This is a genomic window from Vescimonas fastidiosa (genome assembly GCF_018326305.1).
Classification (GTDB): domain Bacteria; phylum Bacillota; class Clostridia; order Oscillospirales; family Oscillospiraceae; genus Vescimonas; species Vescimonas fastidiosa.
This window is the reverse complement of sequence record NZ_AP023415.1, coordinates 1485988-1501009: the sequence shown is the minus strand read 5'-3', so window position 1 is coordinate 1501009 and position 15022 is coordinate 1485988. Positions and strand designations below refer to the sequence as shown.

14 protein-coding genes are annotated in these 15022 nt (G+C 60.0%); 10 read left to right on the top strand and 4 right to left on the bottom strand.

Features of this window, described 5'->3' with window-relative positions:
• On the bottom strand, nucleotides 1–532 hold a 532-nt coding region (locus KI236_RS07150; RefSeq protein WP_212820551.1), incomplete at its 3' end, for a LysR family transcriptional regulator.
• A gap of 339 nt (nucleotides 533–871) precedes the next feature.
• Between KI236_RS07150 and KI236_RS07145 the strand changes: the two genes are divergently transcribed.
• From KI236_RS07145 to KI236_RS07110, 8 genes are all read left to right on the top strand, one after another.
• Complete coding sequence (locus KI236_RS07145) at nucleotides 872–2419, top strand: ABC transporter ATP-binding protein (RefSeq protein WP_212820549.1); 1548 nt, start codon at nucleotides 872–874, stop codon at nucleotides 2417–2419.
• Between the two features lie 70 nt (nucleotides 2420–2489).
• Nucleotides 2490–3530 carry a BMP family lipoprotein gene (locus KI236_RS07140; protein ID WP_212820547.1) on the top strand — a complete coding sequence of 347 codons (1041 nt, stop codon included), beginning with the start codon at nucleotides 2490–2492 and terminating at the stop codon, nucleotides 3528–3530.
• 95 nt (nucleotides 3531–3625) lie between these two features.
• Nucleotides 3626–4693 (top strand): ABC transporter permease, encoded by a 1068-nt coding sequence (locus KI236_RS07135; protein ID WP_212820545.1) that lies wholly within the window; start codon nucleotides 3626–3628, stop codon nucleotides 4691–4693.
• Complete coding sequence (locus KI236_RS07130) at nucleotides 4693–5676, top strand: ABC transporter permease (protein WP_212820544.1); 984 nt, start codon at nucleotides 4693–4695, stop codon at nucleotides 5674–5676. The genes KI236_RS07135 and KI236_RS07130 overlap by 1 nt, the downstream gene beginning before the upstream one ends.
• Nucleotides 5673–6440 carry a VOC family protein gene (locus KI236_RS07125; protein ID WP_212820542.1) on the top strand — a complete coding sequence of 256 codons (768 nt, stop codon included), beginning with the start codon at nucleotides 5673–5675 and terminating at the stop codon, nucleotides 6438–6440. Before KI236_RS07130 ends, KI236_RS07125 begins: the two co-directional genes overlap by 4 nt.
• A gap of 18 nt (nucleotides 6441–6458) precedes the next feature.
• The gene (locus tag KI236_RS07120) at nucleotides 6459–7265 is read left to right on the top strand and encodes a VOC family protein (RefSeq protein WP_212820540.1); all 807 of its coding nucleotides are present in this window, start codon (nucleotides 6459–6461) and stop codon (nucleotides 7263–7265) included.
• Entirely contained in the window at nucleotides 7262–8668 is a 1407-nt protein-coding gene (locus KI236_RS07115; RefSeq protein WP_212820538.1) for an amidohydrolase family protein, read from the top strand. The genes KI236_RS07120 and KI236_RS07115 overlap by 4 nt, the downstream gene beginning before the upstream one ends.
• 12 nt (nucleotides 8669–8680) lie before the next feature.
• Nucleotides 8681–9058, top strand: coding sequence for a VOC family protein (locus KI236_RS07110; protein WP_212820536.1), 378 nt, complete (start codon nucleotides 8681–8683; stop codon nucleotides 9056–9058).
• 95 nt (nucleotides 9059–9153) lie between these two features.
• On the opposite strand, the gene KI236_RS07105 is transcribed toward KI236_RS07110, so the two are convergent.
• Together KI236_RS07105 and hpf are read right to left on the bottom strand one after the other, a co-directional pair.
• Nucleotides 9154–10344 (bottom strand): iron-containing alcohol dehydrogenase, encoded by a 1191-nt coding sequence (locus KI236_RS07105; protein WP_212820534.1) that lies wholly within the window; start codon nucleotides 10342–10344, stop codon nucleotides 9154–9156.
• 188 nt (nucleotides 10345–10532) lie between these two features.
• Nucleotides 10533–11069 carry a ribosome hibernation-promoting factor, HPF/YfiA family gene (hpf, locus tag KI236_RS07100; protein WP_212820532.1) on the bottom strand — a complete coding sequence of 179 codons (537 nt, stop codon included), beginning with the start codon at nucleotides 11067–11069 and terminating at the stop codon, nucleotides 10533–10535.
• Between the two features lie 388 nt (nucleotides 11070–11457).
• Here hpf and KI236_RS07095 point away from each other — a divergent pair, with 388 nt between their 5' ends.
• Nucleotides 11458–12846 (top strand): radical SAM protein, encoded by a 1389-nt coding sequence (locus tag KI236_RS07095; protein ID WP_212820530.1) that lies wholly within the window; start codon nucleotides 11458–11460, stop codon nucleotides 12844–12846.
• The gene (locus tag KI236_RS07090) at nucleotides 12843–13943 is read left to right on the top strand and encodes a hypothetical protein (RefSeq protein ID WP_212820528.1); all 1101 of its coding nucleotides are present in this window, start codon (nucleotides 12843–12845) and stop codon (nucleotides 13941–13943) included. The genes KI236_RS07095 and KI236_RS07090 overlap by 4 nt, the downstream gene beginning before the upstream one ends.
• A gap of 121 nt (nucleotides 13944–14064) precedes the next feature.
• Here the strand turns inward: KI236_RS07090 and KI236_RS07085 are convergent, their stop codons facing one another.
• On the bottom strand, nucleotides 14065–14916 hold the full coding sequence (locus KI236_RS07085) for a LysR family transcriptional regulator (protein ID WP_212820526.1): 852 nt from the start codon (nucleotides 14914–14916) through the stop codon (nucleotides 14065–14067).
• Nucleotides 14917–15022: the final 106 nt, after the last annotated feature.

Genomic DNA, 15022 nt, shown 5'->3' with positions numbered 1-15022 from the left:
GGATGTAAATATGCAGCAGATCATATTTCAGATGCTGAAAAAATATATTCCGCCGATTACATGCCTTGATGATGGCGCTGCGGCTGTCGCTGGTGAAAAACAGCACGCCGATGTCGGAGCGATTGGTTTCCACATCCTGCAGCACCTGATCCATGTTGCCCTCAAAATAGCCCAGATGATATTTCTGATTCTTAGGCTGGCATACAATATGCTCAAAGGCATCGATTCCGGAGACATGGTGCAGGGAGGATACGCAAAAATACTCGCACTCCCCCTTGTGGTTTTTATACTTGTCATCCAAATCCTGGTAGATATTTGTCAGCAGCTGTGTATCCTTCAGGAATGCCTCTCCCTGGCGCGTCAGCGATATGCCCTTGCTGGTTCGCTCAAAAAGAACCATGCCATATTCCCGCTCCAAATTTCGGATCGACTCGGATAGACTGGATTGGGAGATGAACAGCGACTCTGCTGCCTTGCCGATAGAGCCTGCCTTGCTGACGGCCCGGACATATAGTATTTGCTTCAATGTCATCGTTTTCACCTCATACTTGCGCTGCTGCCGCAGACGGAGACCTCACGCCACTGTTTGCCCCAACCGACACCGCTGGAATGGTAATTGCGGGACATTTTTCTGATTTTAGCATCATTCTTGTTAAAAAGCAACCTCCGACATTCTAAATTAACCTCCCAAAAACCCTGTTTTTACCTGAAAGCCATCGGTCTTACCGATGGCTTTACATCGCTTATTTGTTCTTCAAATTCTACGGGTGCAGGCGTATAATGAGTTCACGCAAAATACCACCCATGGAAAAGAACCGGACTGCTTGTCCGTATCGACCCATGGAGGGAGCGACCCTGAAAGGAGGAGCCTATGATAGCCGAACACGCGCAAACCGCCACCGAGGCCCCCGTTGTTTTACAGTGTGTTGACCTGTGCAAGTGCTATAACGGTGTTGTACAGGCCGGCGATCATATTAATTTCAGCTTGCGCCGCGGTGAGGTGCACGCCTTTCTGGGGGAAAACGGTGCGGGAAAGAGCACACTGATGAAAATGCTCTACGGCATCGAGCAGCCCGATGAGGGGCAGCTGTTCCTTTCCGGCGAGCCTGTGGTGCTGAAGAGCCCCGCGGACGCCATTGCCCACGGCATCGGTATGGTACACCAGGAGCTGATGCTGATTCCGCACCTGACGGTGGCGGAAAACATTACCCTGGGGCAGGAGGTCAGGACCAGATGCGGACGGCTGAAAAAGCAGGAGGCGTCACGCAGTATCCGGGAGCTGGCCGCCTCCTATGGCTTAGACATAGACCCTGATGCGCTGGTGGACAAGCTGACCATCGGGCAGCGCCAGCGAGTGGAGATCGTCAAGCTGCTGTATCGTAAGGCGGACATTTTGATTTTCGACGAGCCCACCGCCCTGCTGACGCCCCAGGAGTCCGACGCGTTGTTTGATGTGCTGCGCCGTCTGCGGGAGCTGGGCAAGTCCACGATTTTCATTACGCATAAGCTGCGGGAGGTCTATCAAATTGCAGACCGCATGACCGTGATTCGGCAGGGCCGGATCATCGGCACCACCACCCCTCAGGAAACCGGCATGGAAAAGCTGACGCAGATGATGGTGGGCAAAACGGTTCCCACCGGGCGCCGCCGGCCCCATCCCATTGGGGCGGAAGAGGTGCTGCAGGTAAAGGACCTCAGCGTGCAGAGCCGTGGCGGCGCCGCTGTGCAAAATGTCACCTTTTCCATTCGCTCCGGCGAGGTGCTGGGCGTAGCGGGCATCGAGGGCAACGGGCAGACGCCCCTGGCGCAAGCCCTTCTGGGCCTTTGCCGCCCCTCCTCCGGCAGCATTCTCCTGGACGGACGGGAGATCACCGGCCGCTCGACCAAGCAGATTCGGGATGCCGGCGTGGGCAGTATTCCCGATGACCGGCAAGGCATGGGCCTCATCCTCAGTATGCGGCTCTTTGAAAATATGCTGCTGAACGCCTACGACGAAAAGCCCTATGCCAAAAGCCCGCTGCTGGAGGACTGGATGGCCGCCCGCCGTGATGCGCAGGCTAAGATCGCCGATTACAGCATTGCGGCCACCAATGAGTCGGTTGTGGTCGGCACCCTCTCCGGCGGCAATCAGCAAAAAATCGTCGTCGCCCGGGAGCTTGACCGGGGCTGCCGGATGCTCATTGCCGCGCAGCCTACCCGGGGCGTTGATATCGCCTCGGCGGATTATATCCAGGGCCGCATTTTGGCAGCGGCGGAACAGGGCTGCGCCGTGCTGCTCATTTCCAGCGATCTGGATGAGCTGATCAAGGTCTCGGACCGGATCATGGTGCTGTTCCGCGGGCAGATCATGGGATTTGTGGATGCAGACAACGCCACCCGTGAGGCCTTAGGACGCATGATGCTGGGCGAAGCCCACTGACCTTCCCTTATTGATCCTGCTGCCGATTAAACGGCAGCTTAGAACCAACCGTGCAAAAGGAGGAACTAAGATGAAGTTTACAAATGTGAAAAAGTGGCTGGCCATGCTGCTGGCGGTCTGCTCAATGCTGTCCCTGGTGGCCTGCGGGAAGTCCGACAAGGATTCGGCAGGTGACGATTCCAAGAAAGGCACCAAGGTCGCCGTTGTGTTCTCTTCCAGCGGACTGGGAGACAAGTCCTTTAACGACGCACTGTATGACGGCATGAAGAAGGCGGAGAGCACCATGGGCATCCAGTGGGTATATTCCGAGCCCAAGGATGACGCCGAGTACGAGGGCCTGATATCCGGCTATGCCGACAGCGGAGACTGCGACCTCATCATCTGCCTGGGCGGCAGCCAGAGCTCCAGCCTGGAAAATGTGGCCCCCAACTATCCGCAGCAGAAGTTTGTGATCCTGGACGCTGTGGTGGAGGGTGACAACATCCGCAGCTACACATGGCGCGATCAGGAGCTGGGCTTTTTGGCCGGCTTCCTGGGTGCCAGCCTGTCCGACACCAATACGCTGGGCTTTATTGGCGCCCACGACATCCCCCTGTGCAATCTGGGCGCTGCCGGTATGATTGCCGGAGCCCACTATGCCAACCCTGACTGCCAGGTGCTGGTGGACTATGCCAACGGCTGGGCAGAGGTCAACGGCTGCTATGAGCTGGCCACATCCATGCATGAGCAGGGCGCCAGCCTGCTATACCACACCGCCAGTGCCGGCGGCCTGGGTATCCTCAATGCCGGCAAGGAGAAGAACTTCCTGACCATCTTCTTTGACGGCAACCTGAATGCAGACGCCCCCCAGACCAACATTGCCAGCGCCATCCGGGACTTCCCCGCTTGCGCCCAGGAAGCGATTCAGGATGTCATTGACGGTAAGTTCACCGCCGGCGCCATCGAAAAGGGCCTGGCAGAGAACAGCCTGTACCTGGATTTTGACGGCTCTGCCTATCAGATCCCCGCTGATGTGATGGAGAAGTACAATGCGGCGGTGGCTGCCATCAAGGACGGCACCATCGTGGTTCCCAGCACCATTGAAGAAGCAAAGGTGTGGAAGGCGGCGTAAATCGCCAAGTACACAACACGGGGCTGAAGGCCTGCCTGGCCTTCGGCCCCGAGCCTTATCGGCAGAGATAAATCATCTGCGCAAGGAGGGACACTGTGAAAAAAACAAGGATTCGATTGTCGCTGTTTTCGTTGGTTCTGGCGCTGGTGCTGTTCGGGCTGACCATACGGCTTACCGGGCGGGATCCTCTGGCCGTATATTGGAGCATACTCACCGGCTCCTTCGGCAGCACCAAGAGCTTTCTGAATGTGCTGGCATATATGCTGCCGCTGATCATGACCGGTCTCGGCGCGGCGGTGGCCTTCCAGAGCGGTGTTTTCAACATCGGCGGTGAGGGACAGGTGCTGGTGGGCGGTCTGGCCTCCGTTATTGTGGGCCTGACGGTGCCGCTGCCGGCGCCGTGGGGCTGGCTGCTGGCACTGCTGGCGGGCTTTGCAGCCGGCGCTCTGTGGGCACTCCTGCCCACCCTGTTTGCCGGGCGAAACCTGACCTCACTGTCCGTGGCCACCATTATGATGAACTCCATCGCCGCCCTGCTGACGGAGTATATCGTCAAAAGCTATTTTCAGCGTCCCGGTGCCAGCAACACGGAGACCGTGGTTGTTAACGAGGGCAGCATTTTGCCGCGCATTTTCCCCAGCACGCAGTTTAACTACGGCGTTCTTGTGGCGCTTTTTTGCGTAGTGGTCGTGACCTGGATGCTGTATAAGACCCCCTTTGGCTTTTCCCTGCGGGCCATGGGCAGCAACCCCCGTGCCATGCAGCAGGCCGGACTGCCGATCTATGGCCGGACGATTGCCGCCATGTGCATCAGCGGCGGTCTGTTTGCCCTGGGCGGGTCCATCCAGTGCCTGGCGGTATATAAGCGCTTTGTCATGGGCTTCTCCCCCGGATACGGCTGGGACGGCATTACCGTGGCCACCCTTGCCATGAATTCGCCTGTGGGTGTGCTGCTGAGCGCCTTCCTGTTCGGAATGCTGCGCTCCGCCTCCATCAGCATGAGCCTGACCAGCCAGGTGACAACGGAGATGATCTCCGTGCTCCAGGGCTTTATTGTCATGCTGGTGGCCTCTCCGGATGTGTGGAATGTGCTGGGCCACCTGTGGCAGCGGCTCAAGAGCTGTGTCGGCCGGGGCCGGAAACAGGAAGGAGCTGCTGAATAATGGATTTTTGGATCTCATTTGCCAACTTTTTTGCCTCTGCCATCCGGCTGACCGCACCCATTGCACTGGGCACCCTGGCCTGCACCATCAGCGAGCGGGCCGGCGTCATCAACATCGGCATTGAGGGCTCCATGCTCTTCAGCGGCTTTCTCGCCGCCGTGGGCGCCTACTATACGGGCAGCCCCTGGGTAGGGCTACTGTGCGGCTGCGCCGCCGGTGCATTTTTGGCGCTGATCCTGGGGGTGCTGGCCATTTACTGCAACGGCCAGCAGATCGTGATCGGCATCGGCCTCAACCTCTTCGGCCCGGGCTTTGCCTATATGCTGATGCGCGCCCTGTGGGACACCACCGGCATCTCCCCGTGGGTGGAGGGCTTTCAGGCCGTGAATATCCCCCTGCTCTCCCGCGTCCCCATAGCGGGCACCATGCTCAGCGGCTACCCGGCCTGCATCTATCTGGGCCTGCTGGCGGTGGCGGTTATGCAGTATCTGCTGCATCGAACCGCCTGGGGCCTGCGGATTCGTGCCGTGGGCGAAAACCCCGCCGCCGTGGCCACCCTGGGCATCAATGTCTACCGCCTGCGAATGCGTGCGGTGCTTCTGGGAGGTGTTTTTGCCGGCATGGGAGGCGCTGTCATGTGCCTCAGCTCCGCCAATGTGTTTGTCAATGATATGTCCGCCGGGTCCGGCTTTATGGCCTTTGCCGCCAACCAGTTCGGTCAGTGGTCTCCCGTCGGCGGCTATCTTGCCACGCTGCTGTTTGGCGTGATGCAGGCGCTGCGGATGCGCCTGCAGAGCTTCGGCATCGCCACGCAGCTGACCCAGATGCTGCCCTATCTGGCCGCGCTGATCGGCATCAAGCTCACCGGTATGCGGATGCGGGCGCCGGCGGCCAATGGCACCCCCTATCCCCATCCGCTCTCCGCTCCCTGTCTGCGCCGGAAAAGCGCCGGGGAATCACAGTCGAAAGGATCGAAGGCATGAATATTACATTTCACGAATGCAGATATATCCTGCACCTGAAGGATTATGACAGCGGTGTCTTTTTCTACCGCGAGGTACTGGGCCTGCAGCCCAACTATAACTGGTCCATCGTCCCCGATCAGAAGGGCTACCGCTTCTACATGGGCAGCGGACGGCTGGAGATCACCCAGATCCCCTTTACCCCCCGGCAGGGACGCAGTGAGTTTTTGGCCCAGTGCTCCGACCTGCCTCTGTGCATGGAGCGGATTTTGGAGGAAATGCCCCACATCGAGATCCTCTCTCAGGATGCCCGGCAGGTAACCCTCCGGGACACCGAAGGCAATCTGGTGCATCTGCTGCAGGACGACAGCCTCTGCAGCGGCGGCGATGTGGATAAAACGGATATGTTTACCGGCACCTTTACCGGCGTGCTTTATGAGGATGATTTGGCGGCGGCGCAGAGCTTCTACTGCGACCGGCTGGGGCTTCCGCTGCTGGAGCGGCAGGAGGACGCGCTGCTGCTTCAGGCCGGCGATGCACAGCTGCTGCTGCGCAGGCGTCCGGCAGGCTGCACCCTGGGCCCGTCCATGATCGGCCTGGAGGCCAGCAGCGTCAACAAGCTGTATGACCGCTTCAGCCAAAGCCCGGACTATAAGGAGGCCGGGGTGCTGCGTGACACGGACTTTGATGCGCGGCGGCTGTTCCAGATGTACGACCCCAGCGGCAATGTGGTGGAGATCTACGCCTACCTGCGCAATGTGCGAGAGGAAATTTTGATGCACTGATTATAGAAAGGGAAAAATATGTGGCGCAAAGAATACAGGATCGTTTATTATTCCTGGGAGTTTGACACCCTGCAGTCCTTTTATCGGGATCTGCTGCGTCTGCCCCAGATGTATGGCTGGTACACCAGCCCGGTGGATCGCGGCTGCAAGTTCAAGATCGGAGACAACCGCCTGGAATTGATCTGCCGCCATCCCACCCTGCCCCAGGGCCCTGCGGGAATGCGGTTAGAGGCAAAGGACATTGAGCTGTGCTACGCCAACCTGAAAAAGGAGCCTCGGGTCACCGTTATCCGCCCCCTGCAGGCTCATCCGTGGGGCGAATACAGCTTCTGCATCAAGGACCCCGTGGGCAACTGGGTGGAGGTCTACCAGCGCTCCGAGCAGTATCGGCCCATGGGGGCCGATGACGGCGGCTGCTACTTTACCGATGAGTATACTGCCATTCTTTTTGCGGAGGATCTGGAGAAGATCACCGCCTTTTACCGGGATTCCATGCAGATGCCCGTGGTCACCTCCTGGGATCGGGGTCCCGAGGATCGGGGCTGCCGCCTCCGCTCTGCCGGCGGCTTTACGGACATTCGGCAAAAGACGGAGAATACGCCCCAGGGTCCTGCGCTGACCACCATTGAGGCCGAGGATGTCAACGCCTGCTTTGCGTGGCTGGAGAGCCGCGACGATGTGGAGGTGCTGCTGGGGCTTACCGATACCTGGTACGGCGACCGGATTTTCCAGATCTGCGATGAGGAAAAGAATGTGGTGGAGGTGCTGGCCTATCGCCGCAATATGAAAAATCGGGACACGCTGCCGCAAGAGGATCCGTCATGAGGGAAAGGATACTGATTCGAAACGCGGATGCTGTGGTGACCTGCGATCCGGCGGATCGGGTGCTCTACAACAGCGACATTCTCATCTGCGGCGGCCGCATTGAAGCGGTGGGAAGCAACCTTGCCGCCGGTGACGCCCAGATCATTGATGCCGCAGGTAAGTATGTTTATCCCGGCCTTGTTAATACACACCACCATTTTTTTCAGGCCTTTGTGCGCAACCTCATGACGATTGACCGCCCGGGGCTGACGCTGATGCAGTGGCTGGATGACATCTATAAGGTTTTCGTCCGTATCGACGGGGATGTGATTTTCTATGCCAGCGCCGCCTGTATGGCAGACCTTATTAAGCACGGCTGCACCTGCTCGGTAGACCACCAGTACTGCTATACACCGGCCACCGGCAAGCAGGGGGTGGACCGACAGATGGAGGCCGCCCGTCTGATGGGCTTTCGCTTTGTAGCCGCCCGCGGCACCAACACCCTGCCCCGCTGGAAGGGCAGCACCATTCCCGATGAGATGTGCGAGACAACAGCGGAGTACCTGGACGACTGCCAGCGTCTGCTGGCGCTCTATCACGACCCGGAGCCTTTCTCCATGCGGCAAATCGTGTTGGCCCCCTGCCAGCCCATCAACTGCACCGAGGACACCTTCCTGGAGACCATACGCCTGGCCCGCAGCGCCGGCGTCCATATGCACACCCATTTGTGCGAGGGGGAAAACAGCAGCATGGTGCGCCGCTTCGGCGTCCGCTCTCTGGAATGGTGCCGCCGCATCGGCTTTGTCGGCAGTGACATTTGGCTGGCCCATGGCCGGGAAACGCTGCCGGAGGAATACGCTCTGCTGGCGGAAAACCACATGGGCATTTCCCACTGCCCGGCCCCCACCATGCTGGGCGGCAGCGAGATTTTGGACATTCCCGGTATGCGCAAGGCCGGCATACCCATAAGCCTCGGCGTGGATGGCTGCGCCACCAACGACGGCTCCAATATGCTGGATACCCTGCGCCTGGCGTACCTGATGCAGACCTTTCTCAGCAAAAAGCGGGGCGGTTGTCCCTCTCCCTATGAGATGCTGAAGCTGGCCACTGTGGGGGGCGCTGAGATGATCGGGCGTCCGGAGCTGGGGCAGCTTGCCGCCGGGAAGGCGGCGGACCTCTTCATGGTCGATGCCCGGCGCCTGGAGTACGCCGGTGCTCTCCATGACCCCGCATCCATGCTTGCCAAGCTGGGCGTCACCGGCCCCGTCTGGCTGACCATGATCAATGGCCGTGTTGTTTATCGGGACGATCATTTGACCGGCGTAGACGAGGCGAAGCTGCTGCAAGAGGGTGAGCAGGTCTGCACCCGTGTGCTGCGGGATACCTGCGAGGCCTTTGCGCCCTATCGCCGCAATCCGCAATAGGAGGATACGAAAATGTCATATCTGGACTTTCAGCTGCTTCTCTATGTGTCGTCGGAGCAGTATGAGCCTTGCCGTACCTTTTACGAGCAGGTATTTGCGACACAACCGTTCTATGGCTGGGACGAGGGGCCGGAGGACCGGGGCGTTAAGTACGATCTCGCCGGCACAAAGCTGGTGCTGCTGACCCAGGAAAATCCGTTCCCCACCTCCGGCGCCGTACATTTCCAGCTGCAGGTGCCGACTCTGGAGGACATCTACCCCCGGGCGCAGGCAGCCGGGGCCGTCACCCAGGAGCCTTTCTTCCGTCCCTACGGCTGGCATATGTTCCGCATGGCGGACCCGGCGGGAAATCACATCAATATTTATACCGTGCCAACCGCCGCCGAATAAAGCGCACCGAAACCGTAAAAAGCTAAGGGAGGCAGCTTACGAAACAGAACCGTTTCGTAAGCTGCCTCCCCTTTTTCGTTTTTAATTGCCAAGGCTCACGGCATCACCCGGCGGGCCACGCGGATAAAGTCCTCCTTGCCGAAAATCACCGGCACCGGGTATACGGGGTTGGCCTCCGCTTCGGCCCAGGCGGCCATTTGGGGCAGGTCCTCCGGCCGAATACAGGGAAAGCGTTCGGGGATGCCCAGCGCCCGGTTCATGCGGTAAATGGCGTCAATAAATGCCCGGGCTTTCTCCGCCCGACTCCCTGCCGGGCACAGACCCAGCACATCCGCCAGCTCCGCCAGACGCTTGCAGGCCGCCGGGCCGTATGCCTCCAGCATCACCGGCAGCAGCACGGCGTTGGCCCTGCCATGGGGTACATCGTACAGCCCGCCCAGGGTGTGAGCCAGGGCGTGTACATTGCCCACGCTGGCCCGGGTGAAGGCAAAGCCCGCCCGGTAGGAGGCCGTCAGCAGCTCCTGCCGGGCCCGAAGATCGGTTCCGTCGGCACAGGCGGTTGGGAGATATTGAAAAATGGCCTTCACCGCCTGTCGGGCAAGGCTTCGGGTCTCCCGGGTGTTATAAAAGCGGCCGATGTAGGCCTCTACCGCGTGGGTCAGGGCGTCCAGGCCGGTCTCCGCCGTGACGCCGGCCGGCAGAGACACCGTCAGCGTCGGGTCCAAAATGGCCCACCGTGGAATCAGACACAGATCATTCACCGCATACTTGTGGTGGGTCTCGTCCGTAACCACGGCGGCGATGGTGGTCTCCGACCCGGTCCCGGCTGTGGTGGGCACCGCCGCAAAGGGGACGATTTTTCTGCGGACCTTCAAAAGCCCCTTCAGCTGCCCCACAGAGCGGTTGGGCCGGGCCAGCCGGGCCGCTGCGGCCTTGGCTGCGTCCATGGGACTGCCCCCACCGATGGCCACCATGCTGTCGCACCCCTCCGCCCGGAATTGGGCCACGATCTGCTCCACCGTCTCAATTTTTGGGTTGGCCGTGACGCCGTGGAAGCCGCTCCAGGCCGGGAGCTTTTCCGCCATGGCAGTAAATTCCGGTGCGGCGCATTGGCGGCGGCTTGCCACGATCATAGGCTTTTTGCACCCGGCGTCCGCCAGCAGCTCCGGCAGTCTTTGCAGGCTGCCGACTCCGGTGATGCATTCCGGCCTGCGCCAGGGCAGTACCCGGGCCCCCAGGCCGAAGCAGGCCTGAAACACCCGACAGTATATTTTTTTAAGCAGCATAATGCGCACATCCTTTCCATGGGCTATTATGCCGCATTTTAGACGGGATTGCAAGACGGAATGGGGAGACGGATATTGTAGCGGCGGAACGCTCCCGCCCCACCGCCCGGATTTGTACCGTGCCGGAGAGGTGGTCCCTCCAACAAAAAAACCGGAGCTCTCGCCCCGGTTTTGAAATTTTTATCCTGTCAGTTGGTCTCGATAAGCCCATATCCACCGTTGTTGCGGCGGTATACCACGCTCACCGTCTCCGTCTCCACATCCCGGAAAACATAGAAGCTGTGGTCCAGCAGGTTCATCTGCAGGATGGCCTCCTCGGTGCTCATGGGCTTCACGGTGAAGCGCTTGGTGCGCACCAGATCGTAGGCAGGCTCCTCCGCCACATCAAACTCCGCCGGCACCTCCGGCACCAGGGCCTCGGCCCGCAGATTCTTGGCAAGGCGTGTCTTATTTTTGCGGATACGGCGGTCGATGAAATTCACGGCCTCATCAATAGCGCTGCGCATATCGCCGTCGCGATCCTCCTCCTGGGCACGGAACAGTGTGCCGTTCTGGCTGCGAATGGTCAGCTCCACCACGCAGCGGTTTTTCTTCTCTACGGCGAAGGTCACAAATGCCTCGGCTTCCTCCGGGAAGTACCGATCCAGCTTGCTGATCTTCTTCTCGGCGTAGTCTTTCACGGAATCATTCAGGGGCACTTTCTTGCAGGTAAATGTGAACTTCATAGTTTTGGCTCCTTTCGCTTGTGTCTGTACCAAAAGGGTCGGGGAGGAGTTTCCCTTCATCCTTTTTTGCATTATACCACATCACTATGAATCTGAAAAGACATATATTTATTTTTGTGAAAAGTTAACAAAATTGTAATGATTCGTCTGTATCCGACCAAAGCCGACTTCCCTCGACAAAACCTCCTATTTACAAATTCTGCCCCGGGGGCTATCATAAGTCTCGGAAGCTTTCCAATATCCCACCCGCTTGGGCCGCTCTGTCTTTGATGGGGCGGCTCCTTTTTTTCTTGCCATTTTGCCGCGGGATTGCTATACTGGGAGTACCATCGGTTGGCAGGCGTGTTTGCCCTTGTCAACCGATGGTAAGTAAGAGAGGAGGTTTCCTATGAGTCATTTATCCCTTTTGGAAAACAACTATCGCCGCAAGCACTTAACTTGCGTGCGTCATATTACCCTGGACCCCACGGGCCCCGGCGTGGTGCGCATCCATATGATCCCGCCCCACTCCCAGTCCCCGGAGGACCCGTTTTTGCTGCTGCTCAACGGCGCGCAGCTTGTCCCGCTGAACTTCTCCTGGGCGGTGCTGCTGTCCGAGTTCATGTACTGCATGGAGCCCTATGCCGGCCTGGAGATCAGCGCCGATGACTGGGAGTCCATGCTGGAGCAGGCTGTCCGTGCGGTGAAGAAGGTCTATCCCTTTGTGAAGGCGTCCCTCCTCCGGGAGGACATGGGCACGCTCCTGCGCTCTCTGGTGGCCATTGCCCGGGGTCAGGAGCCGGAGGTGGAGGTAGCCCCCCTGTCTCTGGGTGAGTACGCGGATAAGATGTCCGCCCCGCATCGCATGGACCTGATGGTCAGCGCCATGACCCGGGACGGCCTGTGGCACTGCAATCAAAAGTGCCTGCACTGCTATGCCGCCGGGCAGCCCATGGGCGAGGTAAAGGAGCTGGACACCGCCCAGTGGAAGGAAATTTTGAAGCGCCTTCAGGCCGCCAATATCCCCCAGGTGACCTTCACCGGTGGGGAGCCCACGCTACGGGAGGACCTGGTGGAGCTGGTGGATGCCGCCCAGTGGTTCGTCACCCGGCTGAACACCAATGGCCGCCGCCTGACCCCGGAGCTGTGCAAGGCGCTGTACGAGGCCAGCCTCGACAGCGTCCAGGTGACCCTTTACAGCGACAAGGCCGCCGTGCATAACACCCTGGTAGGGGCCCAGGGCTTCGGTGACACCGTTGCGGGCATTAAAAATGCCGTGGCTGCCGGGCTCATCGTGTCCATCAATACCCCTCTGTGCAGCCTGAATCGTGACCTTGCCGATACCCTCCGCTTTGCCGCCTCCCTGGGCGTGCGGTACGCCACCTGCTCGGGCCTCATTCCCTCCGGCGCCGCCACCACCGGCGACAGTCTCGCCACCCGCCTTTCCGAGAGCGAGCTGGAGGATATTCTCCGCACCGCCGTGGACACCGCCCGGGGCCTGAACATGGAGCTGGACTTCACCAGCCCCGGCTGGCTCCCGGAGGAGAAGCTCCGGGCTCTGGGCCTGCAGCTTATCCCCTCCTGCGGGGCGTGCCTGAGCAACATGGCCATCACCCCCGACGGCACCGTGGTTCCCTGCCAGAGCTGGCTGGAGGGCGTGTCCCTGGGCAATATGCTTACAGACCCCTGGGAATCCATTTGGACAAATCCCCAGTGCGCCGCCATCCGTGCCGAAAGTGCCAAAATGGAGCATATCTGCCAGCTCCAAACCGGCAACCGAAAGGAGGCAGCCCAATGAAAAAGAAGCTTTTATCCCTCCTGATGGGCCTGCTCCTGGTGGCGGCTCTGCTCCCTGCCGCCGTGCAGACGGCCTGGGCCAGCGACTATGACTATATCCATAGCTACCAGGTGGATGTCACCCCCAACACCAATGACGGCAGCCTCTCTATCCTGGTCAGCTTTCAGTGGCAGGCCCTGGAGGACCTGCCCGCCACCAACAGCCAGCAGGGCGGCGTGAAGATCGGCATTCCCAACGGCTCCATTCGGGAGCTTACCGCCCTCAGCGGCGACATTGCCGACATTCAGAATGACAACAGCTATGTTTATATCGACTTCACCCACGATTTCCGGGCGGGCGAGGTTTTCAGCTTCTCCTATTCCTGGGTGCAGGAGTATATGTATACCCTGGACGGCAGCACCGTCCGCTATGAGTATACCCCCGGTTGGTTCGACAGCATCCGGGTGGGCTCTATGACCCTCATCTGGCATGACCCGGCGGGTGTCACCGGCACCGCCTCCGACGGCGATACCTACGGCGGCGACCATGTCCTCACCGCCACCGACATGGGCTACGGGGAAAAGCTGCCCCTGGCCGTTACCTACGATAACTGGCCCACGGCCCTGGACAGCCAGTATAGCAAGGACAACCTTCCCGGCGGCTATGATAATTCCTATTATGATGATGACAGCTCCCGCAGCAGCACTATCGCCACCATTTTCGGCTTCATCATTATGATCGCCGTCCTATGCTTCATCGTGTCCATACTCACCTCCGTAGGCCGTTATGTGGGCGGCTTCGGCACCCGGTATGTGTTCGTCAATGGCCTGTGGTACCCTCGGGGCCCCGGCGGCAGGCCCCGGCCCGGCAGCGTGGGTACCAAAACCCGGCCCCGCCCGCCCCAGAGCAGCGGCAGGAAGGGCGGCTTCGGCGGCGGCAGCCGCGGTGGCGGCTTTGGCGGCGGCGGCTTCAGCGGCGGCAGCCACTGTGCCTGCGCCAGCAGCTGCGCCTGTGCCTGTGCCTGCGCCTGTGCCGGCGGTGGCCGTGCCGGCTGCAGCGCCAAAAATCTCTACGGCGCCATACATCTGAATAAGGATTCCAGCGAAAAGCTGGGCTAAGACCGCAAAAAGCACCCCCACGGGGGTGCTTTTTGTGGGGACTGTCGAAAACCCCGCTGGGTTTTCCGACAAAAGGCTGAACCTCCCATCCGCCAAATGGATGGGAGGTTTCTTATTCACCTCACCCGAGCGCGGACTGCCGCTTCAAAAATGACAAGAAATACCGGGCCGCCGTGTTGGCTGCCGGGGGGGATTTTACCGCCGCGCCCAGCCGCCGGGATATGGGCTGCGCCAGGGGGATCACCCGCACCTGTCCCTCATATCCCGCCAGGGAAAAGGCCGACAGCACCGATACGCCCAGGCCCCCCGCCACCATGGACAGGATGGCCGCGTCGTCCGAGGCCGTTACCTCCACCCGGGCCGCGTCCTGGGGCAGCATCCGCTCAATGTATTGCTCCGGGCAGGAGAGAAAGGGCTCCTGCAGCAGCCGCTCCAGGGGTATGGTATCTTCCTTCCAGGAAAAGTCCGGCGGTACCACCGCCACCAGGGGCGCGTCCGTCAGGGGCGTCCAGTAAAAGCCCTTGCCGCAGGCCTCGTCCACCAGGGCCAGCTGGATGTTTTCCTCCTCCAGCTCTGCGGCCAGCTCGTAGCCCCGCACCAGCACATCCACCCGGATCTCCGGGTGGATTTTTCGGAATTTTCGCAGCAGCTCCGGCAGCCTTGCCCGGGCGATGCTGGCAAAGCAGCCAATGCGCAGGGTGTTCTCGTGGAGCTTGCCCCGGGCCGCCGCCTCCCGCCGCAGGGCATCCCCCGCGTCGATCACCGCCTGCATATAGGGCAGAAGCTGCTCTCCCTCCTCCGATAGCCGCACGCCGTGACTGCTGCGCACCAGCAGCGTGCAGCCCAGCTCGGCCTCCAGCCGATTCACCATGTGCGTCATGGCCGACTGGGTGTAGCCCAGCTGCGCCGTAGCCTTGCCAAAACTGCCGCACTGCACGGCTGTCAGCAGCGCGCGCAGTTTTTTGTCGTTCATAATTGCCTCTCTTTCCCATCAGCGAAGCCTAAAATACTCAGTGTATATTTTTCACAAAAAACTACAAATTATTTTTCAATATATCACAATTTCATGACCTTTTCAA

Bases quoted from the DNA above. Each gene is read 5' to 3' on its own strand.
- KI236_RS07110 (WP_212820536.1), top strand. From the start codon at position 8,681: ATGTCATATCTGGACTTTCAGCTGCTTCTCTATGTGTCGTCGGAGCAG.
- KI236_RS07130 (WP_212820544.1), top strand. From the start codon at position 4,693: ATGGATTTTTGGATCTCATTTGCCAACTTTTTTGCCTCTGCCATCCGG.
- hpf (WP_212820532.1), bottom strand. From the start codon at position 11,069: ATGAAGTTCACATTTACCTGCAAGAAAGTGCCCCTGAATGATTCCGTG.
- KI236_RS07145 (WP_212820549.1), top strand. From the start codon at position 872: ATGATAGCCGAACACGCGCAAACCGCCACCGAGGCCCCCGTTGTTTTA.
- KI236_RS07125 (WP_212820542.1), top strand. From the start codon at position 5,673: ATGAATATTACATTTCACGAATGCAGATATATCCTGCACCTGAAGGAT.
- KI236_RS07115 (WP_212820538.1), top strand. From the start codon at position 7,262: ATGAGGGAAAGGATACTGATTCGAAACGCGGATGCTGTGGTGACCTGC.
- KI236_RS07140 (WP_212820547.1), top strand. From the start codon at position 2,490: ATGAAGTTTACAAATGTGAAAAAGTGGCTGGCCATGCTGCTGGCGGTC.
- KI236_RS07105 (WP_212820534.1), bottom strand. From the start codon at position 10,344: ATGCTGCTTAAAAAAATATACTGTCGGGTGTTTCAGGCCTGCTTCGGC.
- KI236_RS07090 (WP_212820528.1), top strand. From the start codon at position 12,843: ATGAAAAAGAAGCTTTTATCCCTCCTGATGGGCCTGCTCCTGGTGGCG.
- KI236_RS07095 (WP_212820530.1), top strand. From the start codon at position 11,458: ATGAGTCATTTATCCCTTTTGGAAAACAACTATCGCCGCAAGCACTTA.
- KI236_RS07085 (WP_212820526.1), bottom strand. From the start codon at position 14,916: ATGAACGACAAAAAACTGCGCGCGCTGCTGACAGCCGTGCAGTGCGGC.
- KI236_RS07120 (WP_212820540.1), top strand. From the start codon at position 6,459: ATGTGGCGCAAAGAATACAGGATCGTTTATTATTCCTGGGAGTTTGAC.